At 59.6% G+C, this 26,067-nt stretch carries 23 protein-coding genes; 4 read left to right on the top strand and 19 right to left on the bottom strand.

The features are described from left to right. Positions 1 to 3: 3 nt before the first annotated feature. The 4 genes from V5B39_RS00380 to V5B39_RS00395 all read right to left on the bottom strand — a co-directional run bounded on the left by V5B39_RS00380 (position 4) and on the right by V5B39_RS00395 (position 4,144). On the bottom strand, positions 4 to 1,635 hold the full coding sequence (locus tag V5B39_RS00380) for a methyl-accepting chemotaxis protein (protein ID WP_332340500.1): 1,632 nt from the start codon (positions 1,633 to 1,635) through the stop codon (positions 4 to 6). Positions 1,636 to 1,913: 278 nt separating this feature from the next. Next, a complete protein-coding gene (locus tag V5B39_RS00385) occupies positions 1,914 to 2,135 on the bottom strand; it encodes a nucleotidyltransferase family protein (RefSeq protein ID WP_332340502.1) in 222 nt (73 codons plus the stop codon). Between the two features lie 283 nt (positions 2,136 to 2,418). Beyond that, positions 2,419 to 3,039: a hypothetical protein gene (locus V5B39_RS00390; RefSeq protein ID WP_332340504.1), complete on the bottom strand. Its 621-nt coding sequence runs from the start codon at positions 3,037 to 3,039 to the stop codon at positions 2,419 to 2,421. Continuing rightward, positions 3,032 to 4,144: a DUF3592 domain-containing protein gene (locus V5B39_RS00395; RefSeq protein ID WP_332340506.1), complete on the bottom strand. Its 1,113-nt coding sequence runs from the start codon at positions 4,142 to 4,144 to the stop codon at positions 3,032 to 3,034. Before V5B39_RS00395 ends, V5B39_RS00390 begins: the two co-directional genes overlap by 8 nt. A 229-nt stretch (positions 4,145 to 4,373) precedes the next feature. Here V5B39_RS00395 and radC point away from each other — a divergent pair, with 229 nt between their 5' ends. After that, complete coding sequence (gene radC / locus V5B39_RS00400) at positions 4,374 to 5,051, top strand: RadC family protein (protein WP_332340508.1); 678 nt, start codon at positions 4,374 to 4,376, stop codon at positions 5,049 to 5,051. A gap of 208 nt (positions 5,052 to 5,259) precedes the next feature. Here the strand turns inward: radC and V5B39_RS00405 are convergent, their stop codons facing one another. From V5B39_RS00405 to V5B39_RS00420, 4 genes are all read right to left on the bottom strand, one after another. Continuing rightward, positions 5,260 to 6,108, bottom strand: coding sequence for a prepilin peptidase (locus V5B39_RS00405; RefSeq protein ID WP_332340510.1), 849 nt, complete (start codon positions 6,106 to 6,108; stop codon positions 5,260 to 5,262). 11 nt (positions 6,109 to 6,119) lie between these two features. Next, positions 6,120 to 7,358, bottom strand: coding sequence for a type II secretion system F family protein (locus V5B39_RS00410; RefSeq protein ID WP_332340512.1), 1,239 nt, complete (start codon positions 7,356 to 7,358; stop codon positions 6,120 to 6,122). 13 nt (positions 7,359 to 7,371) lie between these two features. After that, positions 7,372 to 9,084: a type IV-A pilus assembly ATPase PilB gene (pilB, locus tag V5B39_RS00415; protein WP_332340514.1), complete on the bottom strand. Its 1,713-nt coding sequence runs from the start codon at positions 9,082 to 9,084 to the stop codon at positions 7,372 to 7,374. Positions 9,085 to 9,208: 124 nt separating this feature from the next. Beyond that, positions 9,209 to 11,497 (bottom strand): NADP-dependent malic enzyme, encoded by a 2,289-nt coding sequence (locus V5B39_RS00420; protein WP_332340516.1) that lies wholly within the window; start codon positions 11,495 to 11,497, stop codon positions 9,209 to 9,211. Positions 11,498 to 11,753: 256 nt separating this feature from the next. Here V5B39_RS00420 and fusA point away from each other — a divergent pair, with 256 nt between their 5' ends. Continuing rightward, positions 11,754 to 13,802 carry an elongation factor G gene (gene fusA, locus V5B39_RS00425; protein WP_332340518.1) on the top strand — a complete coding sequence of 683 codons (2,049 nt, stop codon included), beginning with the start codon at positions 11,754 to 11,756 and terminating at the stop codon, positions 13,800 to 13,802. A 29-nt stretch (positions 13,803 to 13,831) separates the two neighbouring features. Continuing rightward, positions 13,832 to 16,303, top strand: a complete 2,472-nt coding sequence (gene plsB / locus V5B39_RS00430) for a glycerol-3-phosphate 1-O-acyltransferase PlsB (RefSeq protein WP_332340520.1) — start codon at positions 13,832 to 13,834, stop codon at positions 16,301 to 16,303. Positions 16,304 to 16,348: 45 nt separating this feature from the next. On the opposite strand, the gene V5B39_RS00435 is transcribed toward plsB, so the two are convergent. After that, on the bottom strand, positions 16,349 to 17,032 hold the full coding sequence (locus V5B39_RS00435) for a transglycosylase SLT domain-containing protein (RefSeq protein WP_332340522.1): 684 nt from the start codon (positions 17,030 to 17,032) through the stop codon (positions 16,349 to 16,351). 402 nt (positions 17,033 to 17,434) lie between these two features. Between V5B39_RS00435 and V5B39_RS00440 the strand changes: the two genes are divergently transcribed. After that, positions 17,435 to 18,754, top strand: coding sequence for a hemolysin family protein (locus V5B39_RS00440; protein WP_332340524.1), 1,320 nt, complete (start codon positions 17,435 to 17,437; stop codon positions 18,752 to 18,754). A 15-nt stretch (positions 18,755 to 18,769) separates the two neighbouring features. Here the strand turns inward: V5B39_RS00440 and queC are convergent, their stop codons facing one another. The 10 genes from queC to ybgC form a co-directional block, all read right to left on the bottom strand. Continuing rightward, the gene (gene queC, locus V5B39_RS00445) at positions 18,770 to 19,471 is read right to left on the bottom strand and encodes a 7-cyano-7-deazaguanine synthase QueC (RefSeq protein WP_332340526.1); all 702 of its coding nucleotides are present in this window, start codon (positions 19,469 to 19,471) and stop codon (positions 18,770 to 18,772) included. A gap of 23 nt (positions 19,472 to 19,494) precedes the next feature. Then, positions 19,495 to 19,857 carry a PilZ domain-containing protein gene (locus tag V5B39_RS00450; protein WP_332340528.1) on the bottom strand — a complete coding sequence of 121 codons (363 nt, stop codon included), beginning with the start codon at positions 19,855 to 19,857 and terminating at the stop codon, positions 19,495 to 19,497. Between the two features lie 19 nt (positions 19,858 to 19,876). After that, complete coding sequence (gene queE / locus V5B39_RS00455; protein ID WP_332340530.1) at positions 19,877 to 20,536, bottom strand: 7-carboxy-7-deazaguanine synthase QueE; 660 nt, start codon at positions 20,534 to 20,536, stop codon at positions 19,877 to 19,879. Positions 20,537 to 20,540: 4 nt separating this feature from the next. Next, a complete protein-coding gene (gene ybgF / locus V5B39_RS00460) occupies positions 20,541 to 21,326 on the bottom strand; it encodes a tol-pal system protein YbgF (protein WP_332340532.1) in 786 nt (261 codons plus the stop codon). Between the two features lie 16 nt (positions 21,327 to 21,342). Next, complete coding sequence (pal, locus tag V5B39_RS00465; RefSeq protein ID WP_332340534.1) at positions 21,343 to 21,873, bottom strand: peptidoglycan-associated lipoprotein Pal; 531 nt, start codon at positions 21,871 to 21,873, stop codon at positions 21,343 to 21,345. Positions 21,874 to 21,914: 41 nt separating this feature from the next. After that, a complete protein-coding gene (tolB, locus tag V5B39_RS00470) occupies positions 21,915 to 23,210 on the bottom strand; it encodes a Tol-Pal system beta propeller repeat protein TolB (protein WP_332340536.1) in 1,296 nt (431 codons plus the stop codon). A gap of 150 nt (positions 23,211 to 23,360) precedes the next feature. Beyond that, complete coding sequence (locus V5B39_RS00475; protein ID WP_332340538.1) at positions 23,361 to 24,491, bottom strand: cell envelope integrity protein TolA; 1,131 nt, start codon at positions 24,489 to 24,491, stop codon at positions 23,361 to 23,363. Positions 24,492 to 24,502: 11 nt separating this feature from the next. Beyond that, positions 24,503 to 24,907: a protein TolR gene (tolR, locus tag V5B39_RS00480; RefSeq protein WP_332340541.1), complete on the bottom strand. Its 405-nt coding sequence runs from the start codon at positions 24,905 to 24,907 to the stop codon at positions 24,503 to 24,505. 4 nt (positions 24,908 to 24,911) lie between these two features. Further along, the gene (gene tolQ, locus V5B39_RS00485) at positions 24,912 to 25,589 is read right to left on the bottom strand and encodes a protein TolQ (protein ID WP_034948980.1); all 678 of its coding nucleotides are present in this window, start codon (positions 25,587 to 25,589) and stop codon (positions 24,912 to 24,914) included. Further along, on the bottom strand, positions 25,586 to 26,035 hold the full coding sequence (gene ybgC, locus V5B39_RS00490) for a tol-pal system-associated acyl-CoA thioesterase (RefSeq protein ID WP_332340547.1): 450 nt from the start codon (positions 26,033 to 26,035) through the stop codon (positions 25,586 to 25,588). Before ybgC ends, tolQ begins: the two co-directional genes overlap by 4 nt. Positions 26,036 to 26,067: the final 32 nt, after the last annotated feature.

Genomic DNA, 26,067 nt, shown 5'->3' on the forward strand with positions numbered 1-26,067 from the left:
CCTTCAAAGGCGAAAGGATTCGGCTGCAGCACGCAGGCGATGCGCTATCGTGGCGAGGTCGGTTGCCGTGGTGGATACCTGCGCAGCCGCCGAACTGTTCTCCTGCGATCCGATGGCGATGCCTGCGACCGCCGAGGCGATCTCGCCACTGCTTTGGCTTTGCGCACCGAGTCCCTGGGCAATCTGCTGGATATGGCTGACCAGGAGGCCGGTCTCGACGGCGATGGCGTCCATCGTCGCCTTGGCTGCCTGGACAGCGTGAATGCTTTCGCGTGCCTTTTCCGATCCCGAGCCCATCGCGTTGATGGCATTCTCGATGCCTGACTGGATCTGGGTGATCATCGCCGTGATGCGGTCGGTCGACTGGGCCGTACGTTCAGCGAGCTTTCTCACTTCGTCGGCGACGACCGCGAAGCCACGCCCCTGTTCGCCGGCGCGTGCCGCTTCGATGGCCGCGTTGAGGGCAAGCAGGTTGGTCTGGTCGGCAATCTCGCGAATCACGCTGACAATACTGGAAATCTCACGGGAATGTTCGCCGAGGGAGCGCATCGAATCCGCCGTGCCTTGAACATCACTGGCGAGGTGCTCGACCACCCGCGTCGTGCTGGTGATTTCAGCGCTACCCTGATCGCAGTGTTCACCGGCCTGCTGGACCTTGATTTTTGCGGCATCGGATTCTGCAGCCATCATCGAGAGGCCGCTCGACATCTGTTCGACGGTGGCGACCATGTCATTGACTGACGTACTCTGACTGTGCGCGCTGTCGGCAATGGTGGCGATCGTCGCAGAGAGCTGTGCGGCGGAAGTGCTGACCGTCTGGGCCGCCGCACGAATTTCTCCGACGGTTCGTCGCAGGTTGCTGGTGGTGGTATCGAGGGAGCGCAGCAGATCCCCGATTTCGTCGGTGCGCTCACTGGCTTGGGGTTGCTGGTCGAGCACTCCGTTGGCGATGTCGCCCAAACGTTTGCTTGCCTCCCGGATGCCCGCCAGCAGCGATCTGCCAAAGAAGTAGTTGGCAGCGGCGGCGAGTGCAGCACTCAGGACAAAGACCAGAAGCAGCACGCTCAGATCGGATCGGGTGGCGGTGGCCGTGCTGGTCTCAACGTCTGTTTGCTCTCGTGTACTCAAGGAAACCACATCGTCAATGGCCTTGCGATGTTCAACATAGTTTGCAGCGAGTTTGTTCATCGAGGTCCGCACCGCTGTCGCGTCACCGGTCTTGACGGCTGGCACGAACTCCTTGTCGGCAATCTCGAAGAATTTCATGGCGGGTACATGCGCGTCGTTCAGGAAACGGGTCTTGATGCCTGCGGGTAATGGTTGTCCGGACCAGAATCTGTGCCGCCCGTCGTAGTCCTGCCGCAGTTGCTGTAGCTTGCCGATCAGTGGGGCAAGCTCGTCAACCCGGTCGGGGTCGGCGATCTGCAGGACGGTGAGATAGGCCTCGATAATGTAGTTGGGGGGAGGGAGGATGTCCGCGACCAGATCCTTGTAGAGGACGATGCGATTGTAGTTCGGGCCGCCGACCTTGGTCTGGTTGATCGTGTGCCAGGTCCAGGCGCCGAAAACCAGGAAGCCGCTGGCCAGGGCCAGGGTCACCATCAGGAGTTGTATGCGTAGTCTGAAACGGGTCATCTGGAGGACCTCCGGAGCATCGGGTTGCGGGGTTGCGGGTTTGCGGTGGTTGATGATCACCGCTCCAGGTCAGCGCTTTGCCGAAGCAAACACCACGTCGCTGTGGCCACGACAGGGCTCGATTGTAGCGCCAAACGGCTGCAGCCGCCGTGCCTGCCGGCTGGTGACCGGGAGGTGTGAATGAAAGTGTTGGTCGAAATTACTCCGTATAAAGTGGCTTGGCTTCCTTTAGAACGGACTCCGCTATCACCGCTTTGAGGCCAGCGCGCGGCACCAGATCAACGCCGTCCGAACAACGCGGACAACTCGCGCTGCATGCGACGCAAGGCGAGAAAGCCGAGCCTGGCCTCTGGCCGAAATTCGACCAGCAGATCCACATCGTTCTGCGGCCTGAAGTCGACGCCGGTTGCCGAACCGAACACTTCCAGGCGGCTAATGCCATTGCGCCGGCAGTAGCCAGGAAGCTCAGTTTCCGGCAATTCGAGATCCTTGTGTACCATCCGAGCCTCCGTACCGCGCATTGGGTGACTCCCAAGGAGAGGAAATTCAAGCACCCTCCGGCAAGTATTTCCGCTCTGGCGATTCCAGAGAGAAGCTGCCCCCCGTGCTTGCAGCGGCGCATGGCTTCGCCATCGGTCTGGTCCAGCAGGCCGCGCCGAACGAAGAGGCTGACGATCCGTTGGCGCAGGGTTGCCTGCCGGGCTGGCCCTGACGCCGAACCCGCAAGCATCGCGCAGGTACCTGCCACGTGTCAGGCCTGTCCATCGGCGTCTGAGCAGCCGCTTACGCAGCGAGCCACACCTCGTTGCTTCCCTGCGGCCCGGTACCGCCGACCTCCTGGCCGGTCGCATCACGCAGGACAATGCGCACCGCGTTCGTGCCCTCGCGGCTGGCGAGGCTCCAGCTCCACAGATAGTACCACTGCGACAGATCACCACGCCGCTTGTCTGCCGGTTGCTGCAACCAGGCGTCGCTGACCTGCAACTGCAATACCTGGTCAGCATCGACATGCGCTGCAATGATGTGGGTGGCCTCCAGGCCCATTTCCCGACCGGCGACGACAAGAAGCCATGCATGAAACTGTCGGAGATGCCTGGTGCCGGCCTGACGGCGATTGAAGATGCCCAGGCCGTTGAGCACGATCACGACGATTACCGGCGCAAGTACGCCGACCATGCCCGCCGTCGTGCGTGCGACCTCGAATCTCATCAGGGCCAGAGCGATGGCCAGGGCAGTGAGCATCCAGGCCACCAGTCCCAGCAGCACGCGGCCAGCCCGAGCCAGGAAAATTCCGACGGTCATCGGCGGGAAAAGCACTTCACGCAATATGCTGCCGACGGCGTCGTAGTCGACGACGGTGGTCGGCCTTGTGGGGTCGATTGGCACGTCAGGTACCTCAGCCATGCGGTTTTCCTGATTTGCCCCCTGATCTTGCCCGGAGGGTCAGCCAGCGCATTCCCAGCGGCAGACCTGCCAGTACCAGCAAGCCGAGAATGACACAAATCCAGACGCCGGCAAGCGCGTCGCCAAGGAAGGTGGCGAGCGCCGGGTCTGCTCCCGTTTCCAGGACGGCATTGCCGGGCGCTTGCGGATCATGAAAAACGGCTACCGTGCCGCCATTCTGCAACCGCATCGAATACATCTCAAGTTCCTGCTCGACTGCGGCCTTGTCGCGGTTCGGGCGCATGCCCAAGCGGATGACGTTGCCACCATAAACGATATTGCCGACACGATAGCGGTAATGGATCTCGGCCAGCCAGGCTGGGCGCCAGCCGCGCCCAACACTCACCCGTGTTTCGTCCAGGCGAATGCTGCGTAGCTGTCCCTCGGTCACGGGCCAGGCGCGCGTGGCCTCGGCTCGTCGCCACTCGGTCGACAGGGTACGATAGTCGTTCCAGTACGTCGCAGCAGTGACCGCAAGGATACTTTCGAGAACCAGTACCATGACTGCCACACCGAGCCAACTGTTGCGCCGGTCGCGCACCGCATCGGGCGCTTGTCCCCACAGCACGCCTCGATCCCAGACAATGGCGAATCTGGCCGGATCGGGTGTCGCCGACGTTTTTTCCGGATCGACGCGATGCTGCATGGCGGTCACCGCGATATTGTTCGGCGGCACGGTGTCGCCAACGACCTGGTCACAGCGGATGCGGATCGATTCCTTGGGTTCGTTATCGTGATGCCCGGTCAGGCAGACAACGAGCTCGCGGGTGGAGGTTTCCGTCTGCAGTTGAATCGGGTGGCCCGGTACGGTGGCAATTACGGCGGATACTTGCCGAAGCAGCCGACGACGGAAGAGGTCAATGACCAGCAGTGGTGCCTGCAGCAGTAGTGCGGTGATGACCAGTAGGCTGATGAGGCCGGCCGGATCGGCTGGCTGTGGACCGTCCAGGGCAAGCGGCAGCGCGGCCAGCAACAGTCCGCCCAGGGTGACGGTGCGGTAAAGACGTACCATGGCCTGCCAGTGAGCAGAGGGGGTTTGCAGCAATGGATGAATGGGAAATGTCAATGATGAATCAGTCATGGGCATCCCGAGGTAGATACCGCCGCTTCGGAGCCGAGACAGTATCGTGCCTTCAAGACTGCGTCAATCCGGAAGACTGCGGAGGTGCTTTTCGGCAGGCATGCCGGAATGCGTCCTGCACGGGAAAGAAACGGCGATGACTTTCATGATCGGGGGTGCCTGGAAAAGTGATGACCGTTAGAATGCATGGCAGCACATTGTTGGGGGAGGCAAGATGGCGATTAGCGACTGGCCGGAGGATGAACGACCCCGTGAGCGCTTGCTTGCCCATGGCGCAGCCTCCTTGTCGGATGCCGAATTGCTGGCCATTTTCCTGCGCGTCGGCGTCAAGGGAAAAAGCGCCGTCGATCTGGGGCGCGAACTGATCAGCCGCTTCAGTGGCCTGAACCGCATGTTTGCGGCAAGCCAGGCGGAGTTTTCGGCACTGCCCGGCATGGGGCCGGCAAAGTACGCACAGTTACAGGCAGTCCTGGAAATGGCCCGGCGTGCGCTTGGCGAGGAAATGCGCCAGGGAATTGCCTTTGCCTCGCCCGGCGCGGTGCGCGACTACCTGCGGCTGCATCTCGCGGGCCTGGAGCACGAGGTTTTTTTTGCCCTGTGGCTGGATGCACAGAATCGCCTGATTGTCGCTGAAGAACTGTTTCGCGGCACGCTGACGCAGACCAGCGTCTATCCGCGCGAGGTCGTCAAGCGGGCGCTGCGGCACAACGCTGCAGCCGTGGTGCTGGCACACAATCACCCCTCCGGGGTGGCCGAACCGTCACGCGCCGATGAACTCCTGACCAGCGAACTCAAGCAGGTGCTGGCCTTGGTGGAAGTGCGGGTGCTCGATCATTTCATCGTTGCCCAGCAATCACTCCCCTTGTCTTTCGCTGAACGGGGGCTGTTATAGGCGCTTGCGAGCCAGTCAAACCCTGCACAAGGTGAAGGTATGCTAACGGTCATGACTTTTCCGGGCACCCCCCGATCATGAAAGTCATGACCGTTTCCCTCTCCCCCGATTCCTCCCCCGCAAGTGGGCAGGAGGAGATTCGTGAGTCGCTGACGCGACTTTCACCTTGAAAAGGTGACAAACTTTCGAGTGATCCGAGTTTGGATGACTACAAGAAACCCATGTAGGCACGAGTCAGAGGTTTTCCGCAAAACAGCGCCAGCATCCCTGCCACCGCCAGATACGGGCCGAAGGGAATCGGTACGCTTCGGCCACGTTTGGTTACCACGATCAGGGTGATGCCGACCACGGCACCGAGCAGTGACGAGAGCAAAATGGTCAACGGCAGCATCTGCCATCCAAGCCAGGCACCCAGCGCTGCAAGCAGCTTGAAATCACCGTAGCCCATACCCTCTTTGCCGGTTGTCAGCTTGAACGTCCAGTAAACCAACCATAGCGAGAGATAACCAGCGGCCGCACCGATCACGGCTGACGGCAGGTCGACGAAGATACCATACAGATTGAACAGCAAACCAGTCCAGAGTAAGGGCAAAGTGATCGAGTCCGGCAATAACTGGCTATCCAGATCGATACCGGTCAGCGCGAGCAGGCTCCAGATCAGCAGCATCGCACCGACAGCAGCCCAACCGTAACCGAAATGAAATGCGGCAAAAGCACACAACAGGCTGCTGGTCATCTCGACCAACGGGTAACGCAAGGATATCGGCGCATGACACGCCGAACAGCGACCACGCAGGAACAGCCAGCTCAGGACCGGAACATTCTCCAGGGCAGTAATCGCATGCCCACAGGCCGGGCAACGCGAGCCTGGCCTGGCCAGCGAGAGCACTTCACCCTCTGCAGGCTTTTCGCCTCTAAGCTCTGCGCAATGGATGCGCCATTCGCACTCCATCATTTTTGGCAAACGATGAATGACGACATTGAGAAAGCTGCCGACCAGCAATCCAAGAATGCCACAGAGGAAAATGAACAGTGTCGGTTCCAGTTCTGTAGCCAATCCAGAAAGCATTATCCGACCACAGCCCCCAGTTTGAAGATTGGCAGATACATGGCGATTACCATCCCGCCGATCAACACTCCGAGAACAACCATGATCATCGGTTCCATGAGGCTGGATAGTGCCTCGACTGCGTCGTCCACTTCTGCTTCAAAGAAATCGGCCACTTTGCCGAGCATTGAATCGAGTGCGCCGGATTCTTCTCCAATCGCCACCATCTGATTCACCATGTTCGGAAAGAGTTCGCTGCTCTGCATCGCTGAGGTGAGACTGGTGCCGATACTTACCTCGCTCTGAATTTTTCTGGTTGCCACCTTGTAAACATAGTTGCCGGCAGCACCGCCGACCGAGTCGAGGGATTCGACCAACGGGACGCCCGCTGCGAACATGGTTGCCAGCGTGCGTGTCCAGCGGGCGATGACCGACTTGCGAATGATGTCACCAAAGACCGGGATGCGCAGGAACATGCGGTCGAAAGCAATCTGCATCATCTCCGATCGCTTCAATGTGTAAAAAAAGGCAAAGATCGATCCGCCGATGCCTCCGAAGATCGCCCACCACCAGGCAATGACAAAATCCGACATGGCGATCACCATCAGCGTGGGTGCCGGGAGGTCGGCACCGAAACTCCTGAAGACCTCCTTGAAGGCGGGAATCACGAAGATCATGATCACCACCGTAATAATGAAGGCGACGAAAATGATGGCCACCGGATAAAACAGGGCGGACTTGATTTTTGCCTTGATGGCGAGCATTTTTTCCTTGTAGGTGGCGAGTCGATCAAGCAAGGTTTCGAGAATACCCGCCTGCTCTCCAGCAGACACCAGGTTGCAGTACAAGGTATCGAATTGCAGGGGGTACTTCCGGAAGGCTTGGGAGAGTGAACTACCGGTTTCGACATCCGACTTGATATCCAGCAGCAGCTTGCCGACAGCCGGATTGTCGTGGCCCCGACCGACGATCTCAAAGGTCTGGAGCAGCGGCACCCCGGCTTTCATCATCGTCGCCAGCTGGCGGGTAAACAACGTGATGTCCTTCTCGGAGATCTTCTGCCCGCCCTTGAAGCGTTGCCGAGATATCTTGCTGACCAGAATTCCCTGCCGCCGCAGAGTCGCCTGAACCACCGTCTGGCTGGAAGCCCGTTGTTCGCCACGGACGACTTTGCCAAGTCTGTTTTTCCCCTCCCAGAGAAATACATGTTCCTTGACCTCCGTCGCGATCTTCCTGGTAGGTTTTGCTGCGGTTGCCATGGCTACCTCTTTCTCAAACGTTGGTACTGCCGAGAACCTCATCAAGGGAAGTCAGCCCTTGCATGACCTTCAGCAAACCGGAACGACGCAGATCATTGACGCCTTCCTGGCGAGCCTGGATCGCGATATCCAGCTCGGTTCCATTGGCCATGATGATGCGCTGAATCGCTTCCGTCACCGGCATGACTTCGTAGAGGCCGAGACGACCCTTGTAACCACTTCCCTTGCAGAGTTCGCATTCTCCCGGGCCGTATAAGGTCCAGCTTCCATCAAGATCGCTTTCCAGAAATCCAGCATTGAGTAGCGTTTCGATCGGTGTATCGAGGGGTCTTTTGCAAGTACAAAGCCGACGAACTAGCCGCTGTGCAGTGATCAGCAGAATGCTTGCAGCCAGATTGAAAGTCGGAATGCCCATGTTCATCAGACGGGTCAAGGTTGCCGGAGCATCATTGGTGTGCAGGGTCGACAGAACCATGTGTCCGGTTTGCGCTGCCTTGATCGCGATCTCCGCCGTTTCGATGTCACGAATTTCGCCCACCATGATGATGTCCGGGTCCTGGCGGAGGAAAGCCTTGAGAGCCACCGGAAAGCTCAACCCGGCCTTGTCGTCGACGTTTACCTGATTGACCCCTGGCAGGGGGATTTCGGCAGGGTCTTCGGCAGTGGAGATGTTGACCCCCGGTTTGTTGAGAATATTGAGACAAGTGTATAGCGAGACCGTTTTTCCTGAACCCGTGGGCCCGGTCACCAGAATCATGCCGTAAGGGCGATGGATGGCGTCAAGCAATATCGCTCTCTGCTCAGGCTCATACCCCAGGGCATCAATTCCCATGCTGGCACTGGCCGGGTCCAGAATCCGCAAGACCATCTTCTCGCCGTACATCGTTGGCAAGGTGCTGACCCGGAAGTCGATCGATCGATGCTTTGAAAGCACCAGCCGCATGCGGCCGTCCTGGGGGACACGCTTCTCGGCGATGTTCAGGCGCGAAATCACCTTGATACGGGAGGCAATCTTGTCCTTGATGACCAGAGGCGGGGAGGCAACTTCCCGCAAGATGCCGTCAATACGAAAGCGGATGCGATAGTTTTTCTCGTAGGGTTCGAAATGGATGTCCGATGCGCCATCGTTAATGGCGTCGAGCATCATTTTTTGTATGAACCTGACGACCGGAGCATCATCAACTTCAAGGTTTGCGACCTCTTCCTTTTCCTGGCTTTGCTCGTCGGTGAATTCGAGATTGAAATCATCGTTACTGAAACCCTTCAAGGCGTCTTCGGCTGATTCGGATATCTTCGCGACCAGCGGAATAAGCTTGTTTTCCTCAACGATGACCGGGTCGACCGTTAACCCGGTCTGAAAGCGGATCTCGTCCAGCGCACGCAGATTAGTTGGATCAGCGATGGCAACCGCCAGGCGATTGCCGCGCTTGTGCAGTGGTACGACCTGGTGAGCCGTGATCAGCTTTCGGTCAATCGCATTTTTCTGGATGTTCGTGTCGTCGAAGGCGGTCAAGTCGAGCAGCGGAAAACCGAACTTGTCTGACGAAAACCGTGCCAATTCCAGGAAGCTCGCCTTCTTCGTGGCGACCAGTTGTTCGATGAGCGAAGTCTTCTTGGCAATCGCTTGCTCAAGCAGAGACTCTGCCTCTGCCTCCTTGAGCCGGCCGGCTTGCACAAGCGCACGGGCAAGCCCGCTCAGCTGGGATTGTTGCGGATTGACTGCCATTATTCGCGATAGGACTTTACAAGGCTTGTTAAACCATCAGATCCCGGTATACCCTGGCATACCGGGCTGGCCCAGTTTGATAATGCATTGGCTACGCGTGTTTGTAAAGAAGCGTCCCGAGTCCTTACTTGCTGGCGGCGTCCACCACGACCAGGGCAGTCATGTTCACTACCCGGCGAACGGTTGACGTTGGTCCAAGTACATGCACCGGCCGCGCGGCACCGAGCAGGATCGGGCCGACCGCCATACCATCACTGCCGATCATTTTGAGCAGGTTGAAAGAGATGTTGGCGGCGTCCAGGTTTGGCATCACCAACACATTGGCCTCACCGGTCAGTGGCGATTGGGGATCAAACTGCTTGCGTATCTCCGCTGAAAGTGCGCTGTCACCGCGCATCTCCCCGTCGACTTCCAGATCCGGCGCCTTGGCACGCACAATCGCCACGGCCTCGGCCACCTTGCGGGCCGAAACGGTCTGCGACGATCCGAAGTTGGAATGCGATAGCATCGCCAGCTTCGGACGGATCTTGAAACGGCGAACTTCTTCGACGGCCATGAAGGCAATTTCAGCCAGTTGTTCGGCGTCGGGATTCTCGTTGACATGGGTGTCGCAGATGAACATGGCGCGACCAGGGAGCAAGAGATGCGCCATGGCTGCCATCGTCTTGCAGCCCGGCGCTTTACCGATGATCTCGTCAACATGTCGCAGGTGATGCAAGAAACGGCCGGTCAGCCCGCAGATCATTCCATCGGCGTAGCCAAGCTTGAGCAGCATGGCGCCGATAATGGTGTTATCGCTGCGCAAGCGTGTCTTGGCAATGTCGATTGTCACGCCCTGGCGCTTCCTGAGCTGATGATAGGCCGTCCAGCATTCTTTGTAGCGATGATCACTGTTTGGATCGACGACATCGAAATCCGTACCGACTCGCAATTTCGAGCCAATCCTTTCCAGTCGCGTCACAATCACGCTCGGACGGCCAATCAGGATGGGACGGGTCAGCCCTTCATCAAGAATGATCTGGACAGCGCGCAACAGGCGCTCATCTTCGCCATCAGGATAGACAATGCGGGTCCTTCGCCCCCGTTTGGCGGCCGAGAACACCGCGCGCATGCCGACTCCCGTCTGGTAAACGAATTCCTTGAGCTTTTCCCGGTAAGCAGGCATGTCGGCAATTGGCCTGGTCGCTACACCGGAATCCATCGCTGCCTGCGCCACAGCTGGCGCAATGATGGTGATCAGGCGCGGATCGAAGGGTTTCGGGATCAGATAATCCGGGCCAAACGCAAGTTCCTCGCCAGGATAGGCCATCGCCACTTCAGCACTCACCTCTTCCTCGGCCATCGCCGCCAGTGCCCTGACACAGGCCATCTTCATGTGTTCGTTGATGCATGTGGCACCGACATCGAGTGCGCCGCGGAAAATGAACGGGAAACACAGAACATTATTGACCTGGTTGGCGTAGTCCGAACGACCGGTTGCGATAATCACGTCGGGACGGACCTCGCGAGCCAGTTCGGGCATGATTTCCGGAATTGGGTTGGCAAGGGCGAAAACGATCGGCTGCTTGGCCATGCGGGTGAGCATCTCCGGTTCGAGCGCGCCCGCGGCAGAAAGTCCGAGGAAGACATCGGCCCCCTCGATGGCCTCGTAGAGTGTGCGAGCCTCGGTGGTGCGCGCATAGGCTGCTTTCGTCGGTTCCATATTGGCGTCACGTCCGGCGTAGATCACTCCTTTCGAGTCGCATACGGTGACGTTCTCGCGACGAACCCCCAGCTCACACCAGAGATTGAGACAGGAGATCGCGGCAGCGCCCGCGCCGGAGCAAACCACTTTCACTTCGTCAATCGCCTTGCCGGCCACCTTCAGTGCGTTCAGGATCGCAGCCGATGAAATGATTGCCGTGCCGTGCTGGTCGTCATGAAAGACCGGGATCGACATCCTTTCCTTGAGCTTGGCTTCGATGTAGAAGCACTCCGGGGCCTTGATGTCTTCCAGATTGATGCCGCCCAGCGTCGGCTCCATGGCAGCAATCAAATCGATCAGCTTATCCGGGTCGCCCTCGCTGAGTTCAATGTCAAAAACATCAATCCCGGCGAACTTCTTGAACAGGCAGCCCTTGCCTTCCATGACCGGTTTGGCCGCCAGAGGGCCGATGTTACCCAGTCCGAGCACAGCCGTACCGTTGGTGATGACGCCCACCAGGTTGGCTCGTGAAGTGTATAAGCTGACCGCCGCCGGGTCATCAACGATGGCATGGCAAGCATAGGCAACTCCTGGAGAATAGGCGAGAGCCAGGTCGAGCTGATTACTCAGGCCCTTGGTGGGCTGTACCGCGATCTTGCCCGGAGTCGGGTAGCGATGATATTCGAGGGCGGCCTCGCAAGGACCCGCCTGACGGGGATTATTTTCCATGGTTGCCTCCTGATGCGGCGTTCGTCGACGTAAAAGCGCGTTACTTTAGCCGACTCGATCGATTTACACAAAACCGATGTGATTTGCAATGGCACGATGTCGCCCGGTTTTGCACGCCAGCGTTCGCAAGCAAGCGCACGACGAGCAAGCGTAGCGACTGTCACCGGGGTAAAATGATGAACGCACGCGCAGCCAACTTACCATGGGGTTATTTCTGCAGCTGCGGCTTGCGTTCGACTTGAATGGGAGATGATGAATGGGCCAAACCGCCACCAGTAACCTTCGCACCGTCGCTCTCGTCGGCCACGGTGCCGCCGGCAAGACGACGCTTGCCGAAAGCCTGCTCGCCGCATCCGGCGCAATCAGTAGCCGGGGTTCCGTTGAAAGAGGCAGCACGGTTTGCGATTTCGATGCGCAAGAAAAAGAATTTGGCTACTCGCTGAATTCGGCGCTGGCGAGCTTTACTTGGCAAGGGGTCCTGGTTCATTTGCTCGATACGCCGGGATTTCCCGACTTTGCCGGACAGGCGATTGCCGCGCTCGCTGCCGTAGACACGGCCCTGGTGGTCATCAATGCGCAAAACGGTATCGAACTCTCGAGCGAACGCATGATGAAGCTGGCCGCAGCTCGCGGTGTTTGCCGGATGATCGTGATCAACAAGATCGATGCGGAGAATGTCAATCTCCCAGCCTTGGTCGGCGAGATCCGTGAGCGCTTCGGTCGTGAGTGCATGTTGCTCGACCTGCCGGTGAAACAGGGCAGTGAAGTCGTCGAGTTGCTCGGCCATGACGATGGTGAAAGTGATTTCGAATCGGTAGCAGCAGCACACCGTGCGCTGATCGACCAGATCGTCGAGGAAGACGAAGATCTGCTGGCAAAGTACCTTGACGAAGGAATCGATCCGACTCCGGATGAATTGCATCTGCCCTTCGAGAAGGCGCTGCGTGCGGGCCACCTGATTCCAATTCTCTTCGTTTCAGCAAAGACCGGGGCCGGGATCCCGCAACTGCTCGACGTTCTCGCCAGACTCGCACCTAATCCGGCAGAGGGTAACCCACCGCCTTTCTATCGCGGCGAACCCGGCGAATCGGCCGAACCCTTCGCGGCCGAGCCCGATCCGCAGAAGCATGTACTGGCGCACGTCTTCAAGGTCGTCAGCGACCCGTTCATCGGTAAGGTCGGGGTGATCCGCGTCCATCAGGGAACGATCCGGAGGGATTCGCAGCTTTTTGTCGGTGATGGCAAGCGTCCGTTCAAGGTCGGTCACATCTATCGCCTACAGGGGAAGGATTATGTCGAGGTCGAAACGCTGGTCCCTGGCGACCTGGGTGCCCTCGCCAAGGTCGAGGAACTCGAATTCGACTGCGTATTGCATGACTCACACGACGAAGACCATATTCATCTGCGGCCACTCGAGTTCCCGCTACCGATGCACGGCCTGGCCGTTCATGCACGGCGCAAGGCCGACGAGCAACGGCTGTTCGAGATCCTGCACAAGCTCGAGGTCGAGGACCCCTGCTTCAGGATCGAACGTCATCCAACGACCAACGAGACGGTGATTCGCGGCCTCGGTGAAATGCATCTGCGCGCCAAGCTGACGCGCCTCGCTCAGCAGTACAAGCTGGAACTTGACACCAAACCGCCACAGATTGCCTATCGTGAAGCGATTACCGGCTCGGCCGAAGGGCACTGCCGGCACAAGAAGCAGAGCGGGGGCGCGGGCCAATTTGGCGAAGTGATGTTACGGGTCGAGCCGCTCGAACGGGGCGCCGGCTTCGAGTTCGTCGATATCGTCAAAGGCGGCGTGATTCCCGGGGTCTTCATGGCGGCAGTCGAGAAAGGCGTTCGTCAGGCGCTGGCTGATGGCGTCGTTGCCGGCTTCCCGGTGGAGGACCTGCGCGTCACCGTGCATGATGGCAAGTCACATCCGGTCGACGGCAAGGACATCGCCTTTTTCATGGCCGCCAAGAAAGCGACCGTCGAGGCGATTCGTGCCGCCAGGCCGATCATCCTTGAACCGGTCGTCGACATCGAAATTCTGGCGCCGGACGCACTCACTGGTGACGTGACCGGCGACCTTTCCAGCAAACGTGGTCATCTTACCGGCACCCAGCCGCGGGGCCCAGGGATCATGGCGATTACCGGTCAGGCACCGTTGGCCGAACTTGAAGGCTACCAGTCGCGCCTCAAGTCACTGACCGGCGGACAGGGTTCGTACAGCATCGCCTTCTCGCACTACGCACAGGTACCGCCAGCCACACAGCAACATCTGGCGGCACAGCACAAGGTCGTCGAGGAGGAATAAGCGGGACGACCAGAACGGGCAGCGTCGTCGTGGGGAAGATCTTCAAGATCTCCAACTGGTTCATTCCTCTGGCACGACGCCTGCTCTACGCTTGGGTACGGACCTCGGTTTTTCCGGAGAATCTGCAGGCTTTGGGCCTCGACCCGACGATACCGGTCTGTTACGTCCTGCAGGATCGACATCTCTCGAACCTGCTGGTCCTTTTCGAGGAATCGCGGCGAGCCGGTTTGCCGCGTGCCGAGGTGCCGATGGTGCTGGGCAGGCAACGACTGCTTCGCTCATTCTTCTTTCTCAACCGTGACCGCAGCCTGGCCGGCAGAGCACGCGACGGCGGCCACTACTCCGCCTTGCTGGCCAGCCTGATACGCCAAACGGTCGCCGACCCGACGCTCGACGTTCAGTTGGTGCCGGTGCTCATCCTCTGGGGACGCAGTCCCGACACACAGGATTCGGTCCTCAAGGCGCTGTTCTCGGAAACCTGGCGCCCGCCTGGCGCATGGCGGCAATTGCTGGCGATCCTGCTGCACGGTCGCAATGTTCTGGTGCGCTATAACACACCCATTTCGCTGCGCAATCTCCTGCAGGGAGGACTGGATGAGGAGCAGGCACTACGCAAGCTGTCGCGCGTCTTGCGGGTGCACTTTCGTCGCCAGCGCCAAATGGCCATCGGGCCCGACCTCTCGCATCGCAACACCCAGGTGGATGCGGTGCTTGCCGGCGAGCAAGTCCGTGCAGCGATCATCAGCGAAGCCGCAACACAAGGCATCCCGCTCGGCGAGGCCCAAGCAAGGGCTGTCAACTTCGCGCTGGAGATCGCCTCCGACTACTCCTATGGAGTTCTGCGTGCCCTGGAACTATTCCTGTCCTGGTTGTGGACTCACCTGTACGACGGCATTCAGCTGCATCACTTCGACGTTGTCACCCGCATCGCATCCGGGCATGAAATCGTTTACGTCCCCTGCCATCGCAGCCACATCGATTACCTGCTACTGTCCTACATCATCGTTCGTCAGGGGTTGACGCCGCCGCATATCGCCGCCGGTGCCAACCTCAACCTGCCGATCGTCGGATCGCTGCTACGCCGCGGCGGCGCCTTCTTCCTGCGTCGCAGCTTCAAAGGAGAACCCCTGTATGCTGCGGTATTCCACGAATACCTGCACCTGATGCTGGCACGCGGCTTCCCGATCGAGTACTTCATCGAAGGCGGCCGCAGTCGCAGTGGCAGAATGTTGACCCCCAAGGCAGGCATCCTTGGCATGACCGTGCAAAGCTTCATCCGGGAACACGTGCGACCGTTGGTATTCGTTCCGGTATACATCGGTTACGAAAAACTGATGGAGGGTCGCACCTACCTCGGAGAACTGGCGGGCAAACCCAAGCAAGGTGAATCATTGTTGGGCATTCTGAAAAGCGTGCGCAACATCAAGCGGGTATTTGGCCAGGTGCATGTGAACATTGGCGAACCGCTGCCGCTGGCCGGTTTTCTGGATGCCCATCACCCGGGCTGGAGCGAGGAAAATACCGCCAGCCAATCATTATGGGCGCGCGCCGCCACGCGCAACGCGGCAGCCGAACTTGCCAAACGGATCAACGAAGCGGCTGTGCTCAATCCGATCAACCTGATCGCCCTCGCCCTGCTGGCGACACCCAAGCACACCGCCGACGAGCACGCCTTGCAGCGGATGATCGAGCACTACCAGGCGCTCGCCAGAGAGGCCCCATATGCGCCGACGACCATCGCCTGCGGACTTGCGGCGCAACCCATCGTGGCTTACGCCGAGCGACTGGCCGTCGTCGAACGTTTCGCCGATCCGCTGGGAGATCTGATCCGGGTCCGCGAAGAACAGGCCCCTTTGCTCGCCTATTTTCGCAACAATGTCCTGCACCTGTTTGCCTTGCCGGCAGTGCTCGCCTGCCTGCTGAGCCACAATCGCCGCTTGGATGGCGCGCGCGCGGCCAAGGCGGTGACCGGCATTTGCGCCCTGATGCGGGCAGAACTGTTTCTTCGCTGGCCTCTTGATGAGCTGGCGACCGCCACCGAAGAGGTCATTGGCGTGCTCGTCAGGCGCGGCCTGCTGGGTCGCTCGGACGTATCGGGAAGGCTTGTCGCGCCTGAGCCGATCAGTCAGGAATTTGCCGAACTACACCTGCTCGGCGAAACTATCCGTCCACTGCTGGAACGTCACTTCCTTACGCTGTCGCTGCTGCAGCGACACGGGACGGGTCAATTGACCCGCCAGGCACTCGAAAATCACTGCCATCTGCTGGCGCAACGGCTCTCTCTGCTCTATCAGTTCAACACCCCGGAGTTTCCAGAAAAGGCGACCTTCTCCGCCTTCATCGCCAATCTGATCGAAGCGGAATTCCTGCGCGAGGACGACCATGGACTGCTGCATTTTGATGAGCGACTGATGACCCCACTGGCCCATTCCGAACTCGTCCTCTCGGTCGAGGCCAGACAAGCCATCCGGCGCATTGCGGGAGCTGGCGTGGCCAGTTGATGCGCCGCGCACGCCGTCGCAATGGGTACGTCCGCAACACAATCTTCAGACGCGTGCGCCAGAACTTCGCCTGGCTGCCTGCTCGAGTCGCTCCTTTTCGGCAAGAACCTTGTTGGCATAGCCTGTGTCAGGATCATCGGGCGCGCCACCATAGTGCTGCAAGCCGGCAGTCAGGCTGCCGCGCCAACGGATCGCTTCCTCGAGAACATGCACGCCGACCTGGATGTTGGTCACCGGATCGAGAAACGGCTGCAGCCCGGCACCTTGCGGTATCTTGTCAAGATGATAACCCGGGATCACCTGCATCAGGCCTTTGGCACCACTCGCGCTTTCGGCAAAGGGGTTGAAGCGCGACTCGATACCAATGATGGCAATGATCAGCAGGGGATCAAGGCGACGTTCCCGGCCAACCGCCTGCGCCGCCTCGAAGATCGGGACCAACGCTTCCGGCGCCACCCGATAGCGTCGTGAAACGAAATCCAGAACGCGTTGCAGACGCAGCGGCAACTCTTCTGCCGCGGGCTTGATGGCTTCCGTTTCGGGTACTTCAACAACGTTCGCAGAGTCGGCAGCAGGCTGGCTGTCTGCGATCGTGTTGTCGACAACCAAAGGCTTGAAGGTACCCAATGCGACCATCAGCCCAACGATGATCAGACTGTGCTGAATCAAACTCAAAGTGGCGTCAACATGACGCCCCTTGATCGTTCCAAGTGCAATTGTTGCGGACATGCTCTCTCCTTCACTGTGTTCGTCGCGCCAAGAAACAGCTCGACGACGGACGGTTACAGGCGGGTGCAAAGCCTCGAATACTTGGGGGACATTTCCCCTGAGGCCGGAACTCTGTGTGCTTTGATGGATAGCGGACAGAGCGGCGAGGATGCAGCTGTCTAGCTGCAATGCGTTCGTTTTCTACTGCAGGGAGCCCAGTCTATTGATAAGTATGAACTTTGTCAACCCGCTTCGAAATGGCACAAAAGTAACACTCGTTCCCGCCGCGCCAACAATGCCATTCGGATGCGGTGGGCACAAACCTTGACAGCTTCTCCCGTGATTACCAGAGAACCTTATAATGCCGTTCAATAGCGCTGCCAGCGTTGCCATGCACGAAAAATTCCCAACTACCGAGCCCTCGTGGACATTGCCCTGTTACTCTTTCTGATCCTGCTCAACGGCATCCTGGCGATGTCGGAAATCGCTGTCGTCTCTGCACGGCAGTCACGCCTGCTGAAGCTGGCTGACGACGGTAACGTGGGCGCGCGCTCGGCCCTGTCATTGCATCACGAGCCCTCGATTTTTCTTTCCACCGTCCAGGTCGGCATCACCACGGTGGGCATTCTCAGCGGCGCCATTGGCGAAGCCACCTTGGCCATTCCGCTCGCCGCATGGCTGGGAACATGGCCAGTTCTCGCAGACCACGCCAGCTTGATCGCACTGACGCTGGTCGTCGCCGTGCTGACCTATTTCTCGGTCGTGGTCGGCGAACTGGTTCCCAAACGTCTCGGCTTGCTGGCTCCGGAGCGCATCGCTGCGCTGATGGCGCCACCGATGAACCTGCTCTCGCGACTGGCGCGTCCCCTGGTATGGCTGCTTGCCTCGTCGTCCAACCTGCTGCTGCGCCTGCTTGGCGCGCATCAAACGCAGGAGTCGCCAGTGACCGACGACGAGATCAAGGTCCTGATGAGCCAGGGAGCCAAGGCAGGTGTCTTCCACGCAAGCGAACAGGCCATCGTCGCCAATGTGCTGCGACTCGACGAACAGCACATCGGTGCAATCATGACTCCGCGCAAGGATATCTACCTGCTCGACCTGAACGCGAGCGAAGCGGAAATTCGCAAGCGTCTTGCCGAGAGCCCTTACAAGCGGATTGTTGCTTGCCGCGATGGTCTGGAGAATGTGATCGGCATTTTGCGCACCAACGATCTCCTCAAGGGCGCTCTCTTTGGCGAGCCACTCTCGGTCGAGCCCTTTGTCCGGCCGGCGCTGTATGTGCCCGCCAGCGTCACCACCACCCAACTGCTTGAAACCTTCCGCCGCGCGCGCCAGCAGTGTGCGCTGATGATCGACGAATACGGCGACTTGCAGGGTTTGGTCACCCTCAGCGACGTACTGACTTCGATCGTCGGCGATCTTCCGAGTTGGGATACCGCCGAAGAACAGGAGATCGTCACCCGCACCGACGGTTCATGGCTGGCTGACGGCAGCGTCACCGTCGAGCGCCTGAAAACGATTCTCCAGATCAATGCCGAGCTGCCAGGCGAAGAGGAGAACGCCTTCAACACGCTGGGCGGCTTCATCATGTATGTCCTCGGCCGCATTCCGGTGGCAGCGGATCACTTCGAATGGGCCGAATGGCATTTCGAAGTCGTCGATATGGACCGAAATCGGGTGGACAAGGTGCTGGTTGCGCGCAGGCGATGCGTCAGCGAGGCGACGGTCAATACCGGCGAATGATTGCATCGGCGGCGGTCATGAAACAACATAGGTAGTAGGGTCGTCAACACCGGCTGCAGCAAAACCAGCTCGTCGCAATCGGCATGAATCACACCCCCCGCAGGCGCGCCCCTCCTGGTCGGCCTGATAACATGAAACCGTCAGTCCATAGTCGACACCCAGCTCGTTGCCCCGAGCAATGATCTCAGCCTTGCCCAAATTCAGCAGCGGCGCGTGCATGCGCAGCGTCGCACCTTCGACGGCAGCTTTGGTGGCGAGATTGGCCATGCTTTCGAAGGCTGCAATGTACTCCGGCCGGCAATCCGGGTAACCCGAGTAGTCGACTGCGTTGACACCGATGAAAATATCGCGGCTACCCAGCACCTCGGCCCAGGCCAGGGCGAGCGAAAGCATGACGGTGTTGCGTGCTGGTACGTAAGTGACGGGAATTCCCGGCTGCAGGCCAGCGACGGGAACAGCGATGCTGGTGTCGGTCAGAGCCGACCCCCCGAAATCTTCCAGCCGAAGGCGCAATACCCGATGCTCACGAGCGCCGAGTGCGCCGGCAACCGCCGCTGCCGCCCGCAGCTCGGCACGATGACGCTGACCGTAGTCAACCGACAGGCAGTAGCACGCGAAATCGCTCGCGCGGGCAATCGCCAGCGTGGTCGCCGAATCGAGTCCGCCAGAGAGGAGAACGACCGCCCGCTTTCCGGGAACTGGAAGGGGTATGTTCATGGTCTGGCTAACACGACGTGGGTCTACCCGGCAAGCAGCACCGCCAGCTCCCGCTGCAGCAGGTCGGCATCGCCAAGGTTGAGTTCGACCAGGCGACGCAGGTGAGTGACGCTGTCGATGTCGATGATCTGGCACTCCAGGCCGACCTGCCTGCCTTCGAGATGAGCGACGGTGGTCTGCATGCGAATCCGGCTGCCCATTTGATCGAGAGGCAGGTCCAGGTCGGCAGCCTTTCCCATCGTCAGATCGGCTGCATCCGGCAGATGCAGCAGCGCACCCTTCAAGGAAAGGTCCAGCACCTGCACCTCGAACGTTCGCTTGCCCAGCAGCAGTTGCGCGGGTGATGCAAAAGAGATTCGGGAATACTGGCGGCGTTCTTCGCTCACGGCACGGGTCTCTCTCAAGTTATCTACCCCGCATCTTACCCCAAAGCACTTTGTGGAGTTGCAACTGAAAGCGCACCGGTAGCCGATCGGTGAGTATCCAGTCCGCCAGCGTCGCCGCCGGGAGTTCCCCTTCGACAGGGGAAAGGAGCACCGGACAGAGCGCAGCAAGTTGGCGGTCGACGATCAACTGGCGTGCCCACTCGTAATCGACACGGTCCTTGAGAACCAGCTTGAGTTCGTCGTTGGCGGTCAGCAGTGCCAGGTTCTGCCAGCGATTGCGGTGGAATTCCCCGGAACCCGGTGCCTTGAGATCAACGATTCGTGAAACCCGTCGATCGACACCGCCGATGTCGAGCGCGCCGGACGTTTCCAGCGACACTGCATGGCCCGCATCGCTCAATTCGCTCAACAGCGGCAGACACGCTGGCTGTGCGAGCGGCTCACCGCCGGTCACGCAAACGTGAGGTACCGCGTGATGCGCCACCTCGGCGAGAATTTCCGGCAGGGACATGGCCTGGCCACCGCTGAAGGCGTAGGTCGTATCGCACCAGACACAACGTAACGGGCAACCGGTCAGGCGGATAAAAACCGATGGCAACCCGACACGCGAACTTTCACCTTGCAGGGACAGGAAGATTTCGCTGACCTTCAGCGCAAACGGTCGAGCAGGGGCCTTCACCAGCCTACTTCTTCAGGCGTTGCCTGGCGGTAGTTGCAGCAGTGCTGTCGGGATATTTGGCAAGCAGCGTGTCAAGCGTCATCCTTGCCGCCTTGGCGTCGGCAAGTTCCTGCTGGCAGGTCGCCATGTTGAGCAGCGCATCCGGTGCCTTCGGATGAGCAGGCCATTTGCTGGCCACTAGCCGGTGTGCATCGATCGCTTTCTTGCAGTCACGCAACGAGTAATGGGTATTGCCAAGCCAGTACTGGGCGCTGGGAGTCAGCGTACTGTCCGGATGTGCCTTGGCAAAAGATTCGAAAGCGGCGGCGGCTTCCTTGAGCTTGTTGGCTCGAAACAGGTTGAGGGCCGCCTCGTATTCGCGCGTCTCGGCTGCTGGATCGCTGACTGCTTTTCTGGGGGGATCAACCGACGGCTTGCCATCGTCCGCGGTCCTTGCCTCGGCGCTTTGCGCGGCCTGCGGTTCGAGCTTGCGCAGGCGACCGTCGAGGTCGACGTAGAAGTCCTGTTGCCGCTTCCTCGCCGAATCGAGTTCATAGGTCAGCGTCTCGACCTGGCCACGCAGACGCGAGTTCTCTTCGCGCAGCGCCTGAATCTGATTGGCCAGCTCGATCTGTCCCTTGGCGAAAGTATCGAGACGCTCGTTGGTCTTGATCGAGATGTCCCTGATTTGACGACGTGCTTCCTCGTCATCAAAGAGCCCGGCATGCACATGGCGCACGCCGAATAGGCATGGCGCGCCAAGCAACAGGGTCAGGATGAGAACGTGGGTTCGACCGGAGCATCGCCGCATCGACATTCCCGACATGCTAGAACTCGCCGTTGTAGAGCATGTCGCCGCGCCGGTTCTCGGCCCAAGCGCTCTCGTGATGACCCTCGTTCTTCGGCTTCTCTTCCCCCAGGCTGACCGACTCGAGCTGCTCCTCACGGGCACCGAGCAAGGCCATCATCTTCCGGATCGCGTCGGCGCGTTTCTGACCCAGCGCCAGGTTGTACTCGCGACTGCCTCGCTCGTCGGTATTTCCCTGGATCAGCATCTTGAACTGGCGGTTTTCGGTCAGAAACTTGGCGTGTGCGGTCACCAGATCCTTGTACTCGGCCTTGACTTCGTAGCTGTCGTAGTCAAAGTACACGCTGCGCTTCGACAGAATGCTCTTCGGATCGGTGAGGACCGCTGGCAAGCCACGGCCATTGACACCGTCGGTCGTCACCGTTGCCACTCCTGGTCCGCCTCCGCGTGTTTCGACAGGCGCTCCGGTGGCCTGCTGACCATTCTCTGGAGTCGAACTGCAGGCGGCAATCAGAAGGCTCAAGACGGCCGGGATGAAGAGTGGTTTCATGGGGTTACTCCTGCGCAAGAAGCTAAAGTGAAAATCGTGATTCATTTGTTGAAGGGCCCCCACGCCGGTTCGCGAACATCACCCGCCGTAATGGAAAGACGTTGCTTGATACGGCCATCGATCGAAACCGCCGAGAGCACCCCGCGACCGCCCACCTCGGTGGCAATCAGGATCATCCGGCCGTTCGGGGAAAAAGTCGGTGATTCATCCTTGTGCGAGTCGGTCAGAACCTGCACCTGCCGACTGGCAAGGTCCATCACCGAAAGACGGAACCCTCCGTCACGCCGACTGATGAACGCCATCGACTTGCCGTCAGGGGAAAGACGCGGAGTGACATTGTAACTTCCTTCAAAGCTCACTCTCTGGGCTTCGCCACCACCGACGCCGACCCGATAAATCTGCGGGCTACCGCCACGATCCGAGGTGAAATAGACGAATTGCCCGTCAGGCGAGAAATTGGGCTCGGTATCGATCGCATTGCTGTTCGTCAGACGCTGCGCACCAGAGCCATCAGCGTTGACGGTGAAGATCTGCGAACCGCCGTCCTTGCTCAGTACCACCGCCAGCTTGCGGCCATCAGGCGACCACGCCGGCGCCGAGTTGGAACCCTTGAAATTGGCAACGACGACCCGCTTCCCCGAGGCCAACGAGTGAACATAGACCACCGGTTTTTTGTTTTCGAAGGAAACATAGGCCAGACGGCCCCCGTCTGGCGACCAGGAAGGCGAGATGATCGGTTCCTTGGAGATCAGCGCCACTTGCGCATTCTGGCCATCCGCATCGGCGATATGCAGCTCGTAGCGCACGGCGCTGACCCTGAGTACATAAGCGACACGAGTGGAGAAAACGCCAGGCTCGCCGGTCAGTTTTTCGTAGATCATGTCGGCGATGCGATGACCGGCAGCGCGCAGCATGGCCTTTGAGGTCACAAAAGCGGAGCCGCCAAGAACGGCCTGCTTGTTGACGTCGTAAAGACGGAAACGTGCTTCCTGCCGGCCGTCGTCACTGCTGCCGATACTGCCGGCCGCCAATGCGTCGGCACCACGGCTTTTCCATTCCGGGTAGGCCGGGTTGGACGTCTCGGTCATGGCCACCCCGCCGGTGTCAATCATCTTGAACACGCCGCTCCGTTCAAGGTCGCCACGCACCACCGAAGTCACCACCCGCGAGGCGCTCGCCTCGCCGCCAAAATCGGCGATCGCCACCGGAATTCGATTGGCCCCGGCCCCGGTGATCTCGATGGTCAATTGGGCGTATGCCGACGCCTGTAGACAGGCCAGCACGATGACGGCAAGCAGGCCAATAATCCGGTGCAGTTTGAGTCCGATTCCAGACATGGGACAGTCCAATACAGAATGCGCGATTATATCGCCTCTGAAGGTTCTTGATTTGTAACCAAACGTGATCTTGTCTCGTGAAAGATGTCGAATGGGCGTGTTGCCAGATCGCTGCGCCGTAGTGCGTCGAGAGATCGCTGCCGGGCTGTCCTAGTCGTCACGCGGCCGGTAGGGAATCCTCAATATCCGCTCGAAGAGATCCGCCTGTGCAGGCTTGGGCAGTGGGGACGACTTGCGGATCGCTCGTTCAACGGCTGCATCAAGCGCCGGGTTGCCACTCGAACGGCGCACCTTGACATCAAGAACTTCACCCGAGGGAAGCTGAGTGACCTCGAACACGGCTTCCGGATTGCCCTGTATGCCGGGTGGCAAGGAAATATTGCCGCGAATCTTGAGACGCACTTTGTCGATGTATTCGCTCAGCCCGCGTCGATGTTCTGCCGCTGCCTGCTCGGCCTGTTGCTTGAGCTGGCGCGCCTCGGCGTCGGCCTCGGCAGCGCGCGCGCGTCGATCTTCAGCCGCCCTCTGCTGCTGCAACTGTTTCTGTTCCCGCTTCAGTTCATCGTCGAAACTTGGGCGGCGCTCCGGCTCCGGCTTTGTTTCTTTCGGTTTTGGCTCTTCCTTCCTGGGCGGCTCCTTTGGCTTGGGTTCTTCCTTTTTCGGGGGAGGGGGCGGTTCTTCCTTTCGGGACGGTTCCTTCACCCTGGGTTCTTCCTTCCGCGGCGTTGCCTTCGCTTTGGGTTCTTTGGGCGCTTCCGTCGGCTTGGGTTCCTTGAGCGTTTCCTTGACCTTGGCTTCCTTTGGTGGCTCCTTGGGCTTTTTCTCCTCTTTCAGGGGGATTTCCGGTTTGACGGGGGGCTTGACCTCGGGTTTCGGTTCCGGTTTTGCAACTGCCTTGGCAACGGGTTTGGGTTCTGGTTTGGTCTCCGGTTTCACCACTGCTTTGGCAACCGGCTTAGGTTCGGGCTTAGGTTCGGGCTTAGGTTCGGGCTTAGGTTCGGGCTTAGGTTCGGGCTTAGGTTCGGGTTTAGGTTCGGGTTTAGGTTCGGACTTGGGTGCGGGCTTGGGCTCCACCCTCGGCTCGGGCTGGCTGGCTACGGTTGGAGCCGGTGCAGCACGCCAGACTTCGACTTCGACTGAAGCAGGCGGCTGACTCTTCCACTGCACGCCCAGAAACAGCGCGCCGATCAGCAGCAAATGGACAGTCGCGGAGAGGGCCAGCGACGGCCATTTGGCCGGATCGTCCTGCGGCGGCCGGATGATGGGTTCGACAGCGTCCACGGATCAGGAACTCACCGGCCGCTTTGCTCGACGAGAAGGCCGATGCGTTTGACCTGCGCCTTTTGCAGCGCGGCCATCACATCCATCACCGCTTGATAGTTGACCTTCTTGTCGCCGGCCACGAGCACCGCTTGTTCGGGGGTCTTCTGCACCGCCACGACCGCTTCTCCCAGATCACCGAGATTCACACGCCTGCCCTCGGTCTTCCCGGGGAGGACCAGAGTCAGCTTGCCGTCAGTGGCGACGTCTACCCGCAGGGCTTCTCCAGGCGTCTGCGCTGCCTTGCCCACCGAAGGCACATCGATCGTGCCGGTGGTCATCATCGGCGCCGTCACCATGAAGATGACCAGCAGCACGAGCATGACATCGATGTAGGGGACGACATTGATTTCGTTCTTCAGACGGCGCGGACGCATGGCCTTACCTCATCTGCCGTTGCAGGATGTTCGAGAACTCCTCCATGAAGGACTCGAAGCGCGACGAGAGCCGATCGATCTCGTGCGCAAAACGGTTGTAGGCGACCACCGCCGGGATCGCCGCGAATAGGCCGATGGCGGTGGCGACCAAGGCTTCGGCGATGCCGGGGGCAACCGCGGCGAGCGTCGCCTGGCCAACGTTCGAGAGACCACGGAAGGAGTGCATGATTCCCCAGACGGTGCCGAACAGGCCGACATACGGGCTCACCGAACCCACCGATGCCAGAAAGGCGAGGTGCGAGTCGATGCTGTCCATCTCACGCTGATAGGTGGCGCGCATGGCACGACGCGAACCGTCGATGACGTCTTTCGGGTCGAGGTTCTTCTGGCTGCGCAGCTTGGTGAATTCGCGGAAGCCCGCTTCAAAGATGCGCTCCATGCTGCCGGTGCTGTGGCGATCGTTGATCGCGCTCTGGTAGAGACTGTTCAAGTCGCCACCGCTCCAGAAGTCGCGCTCGAACTGCTCGGTCTGCGCGCGCGCATCCTTGACGGTGAACCATTTGCGAAAGATGTAATACCAGGACATGAACGAGACACCGGCCAGCAACAGCATGACCGCCTGGACCACGGCACTGGCATTGAGGATCAGGTGCAGAATCGAAAGGTCTTGCGAGACATTCATTGCAGGGCTTCCAGTTTGGTACGCAGAGTTGCGGGAATCGGCGTTGCTTTCATCTGCGCCGAGTTGACACAAACGATGTGGATGGTGCCGCTGACCAGTTCCTGCCATCGCCCTTCGCCGGACGCATCGGCACGCCGGATATGCTGGCGAAAGAAGATCTGCGCGCGGCTGATCTTCTCCACTTCGAGGCTGACGAGCAGTTGATCGTCCAGTCGTGCCGGCTTCAGGTAATCGATGCTGACGCCGCGAACGACGAAGGCAATTCCCGGATCGCGCAGCAGTTCGGCCTGCTGATGACCGATCGCACGTAGCCATTCGCTACGACAGCGTTCGAAAAACTTCAGATAATTGGCGTAATAAACCACGCCCCCGGCGTCGGTGTCTTCGTAGTAAATGCGAACGGGGATGGTGAACGCGTTGTCCTTCGGTTGGTGTGGGTGTTTCATGGTCGGCGCCGATTCTACGGCAGCATTCTGGT

The organism is Accumulibacter sp. (genome assembly GCF_036625275.1).
GTDB lineage: Bacteria > Pseudomonadota > Gammaproteobacteria > Burkholderiales > Rhodocyclaceae > Accumulibacter.

Excerpts from the sequence above, each read along its gene's own strand:
- V5B39_RS00420 (WP_332340516.1), bottom strand. The coding sequence starts at position 11,497 with ATGGAAAATAATCCCCGTCAGGCGGGTCCTTGCGAGGCCGCCCTCGAA.
- tolB (WP_332340536.1), bottom strand. The coding sequence starts at position 23,210 with ATGTCTGGAATCGGACTCAAACTGCACCGGATTATTGGCCTGCTTGCC.
- ybgF (WP_332340532.1), bottom strand. The coding sequence starts at position 21,326 with ATGCGGCGATGCTCCGGTCGAACCCACGTTCTCATCCTGACCCTGTTG.
- V5B39_RS00380 (WP_332340500.1), bottom strand. The coding sequence starts at position 1,635 with ATGACCCGTTTCAGACTACGCATACAACTCCTGATGGTGACCCTGGCC.
- fusA (WP_332340518.1), top strand. The coding sequence starts at position 11,754 with ATGGGCCAAACCGCCACCAGTAACCTTCGCACCGTCGCTCTCGTCGGC.
- V5B39_RS00435 (WP_332340522.1), bottom strand. The coding sequence starts at position 17,032 with ATGTCCGCAACAATTGCACTTGGAACGATCAAGGGGCGTCATGTTGAC.
- tolR (WP_332340541.1), bottom strand. The coding sequence starts at position 24,907 with ATGCGTCCGCGCCGTCTGAAGAACGAAATCAATGTCGTCCCCTACATC.
- V5B39_RS00390 (WP_332340504.1), bottom strand. The coding sequence starts at position 3,039 with ATGGCTGAGGTACCTGACGTGCCAATCGACCCCACAAGGCCGACCACC.
- V5B39_RS00385 (WP_332340502.1), bottom strand. The coding sequence starts at position 2,135 with ATGGTACACAAGGATCTCGAATTGCCGGAAACTGAGCTTCCTGGCTAC.
- queC (WP_332340526.1), bottom strand. The coding sequence starts at position 19,471 with ATGAACATACCCCTTCCAGTTCCCGGAAAGCGGGCGGTCGTTCTCCTC.
- ybgC (WP_332340547.1), bottom strand. The coding sequence starts at position 26,035 with ATGAAACACCCACACCAACCGAAGGACAACGCGTTCACCATCCCCGTT.
- pilB (WP_332340514.1), bottom strand. The coding sequence starts at position 9,084 with ATGGCAGTCAATCCGCAACAATCCCAGCTGAGCGGGCTTGCCCGTGCG.
- tolQ (WP_034948980.1), bottom strand. The coding sequence starts at position 25,589 with ATGAATGTCTCGCAAGACCTTTCGATTCTGCACCTGATCCTCAATGCC.
- pal (WP_332340534.1), bottom strand. The coding sequence starts at position 21,873 with ATGAAACCACTCTTCATCCCGGCCGTCTTGAGCCTTCTGATTGCCGCC.
- radC (WP_332340508.1), top strand. The coding sequence starts at position 4,374 with ATGGCGATTAGCGACTGGCCGGAGGATGAACGACCCCGTGAGCGCTTG.
- V5B39_RS00410 (WP_332340512.1), bottom strand. The coding sequence starts at position 7,358 with ATGGCAACCGCAGCAAAACCTACCAGGAAGATCGCGACGGAGGTCAAG.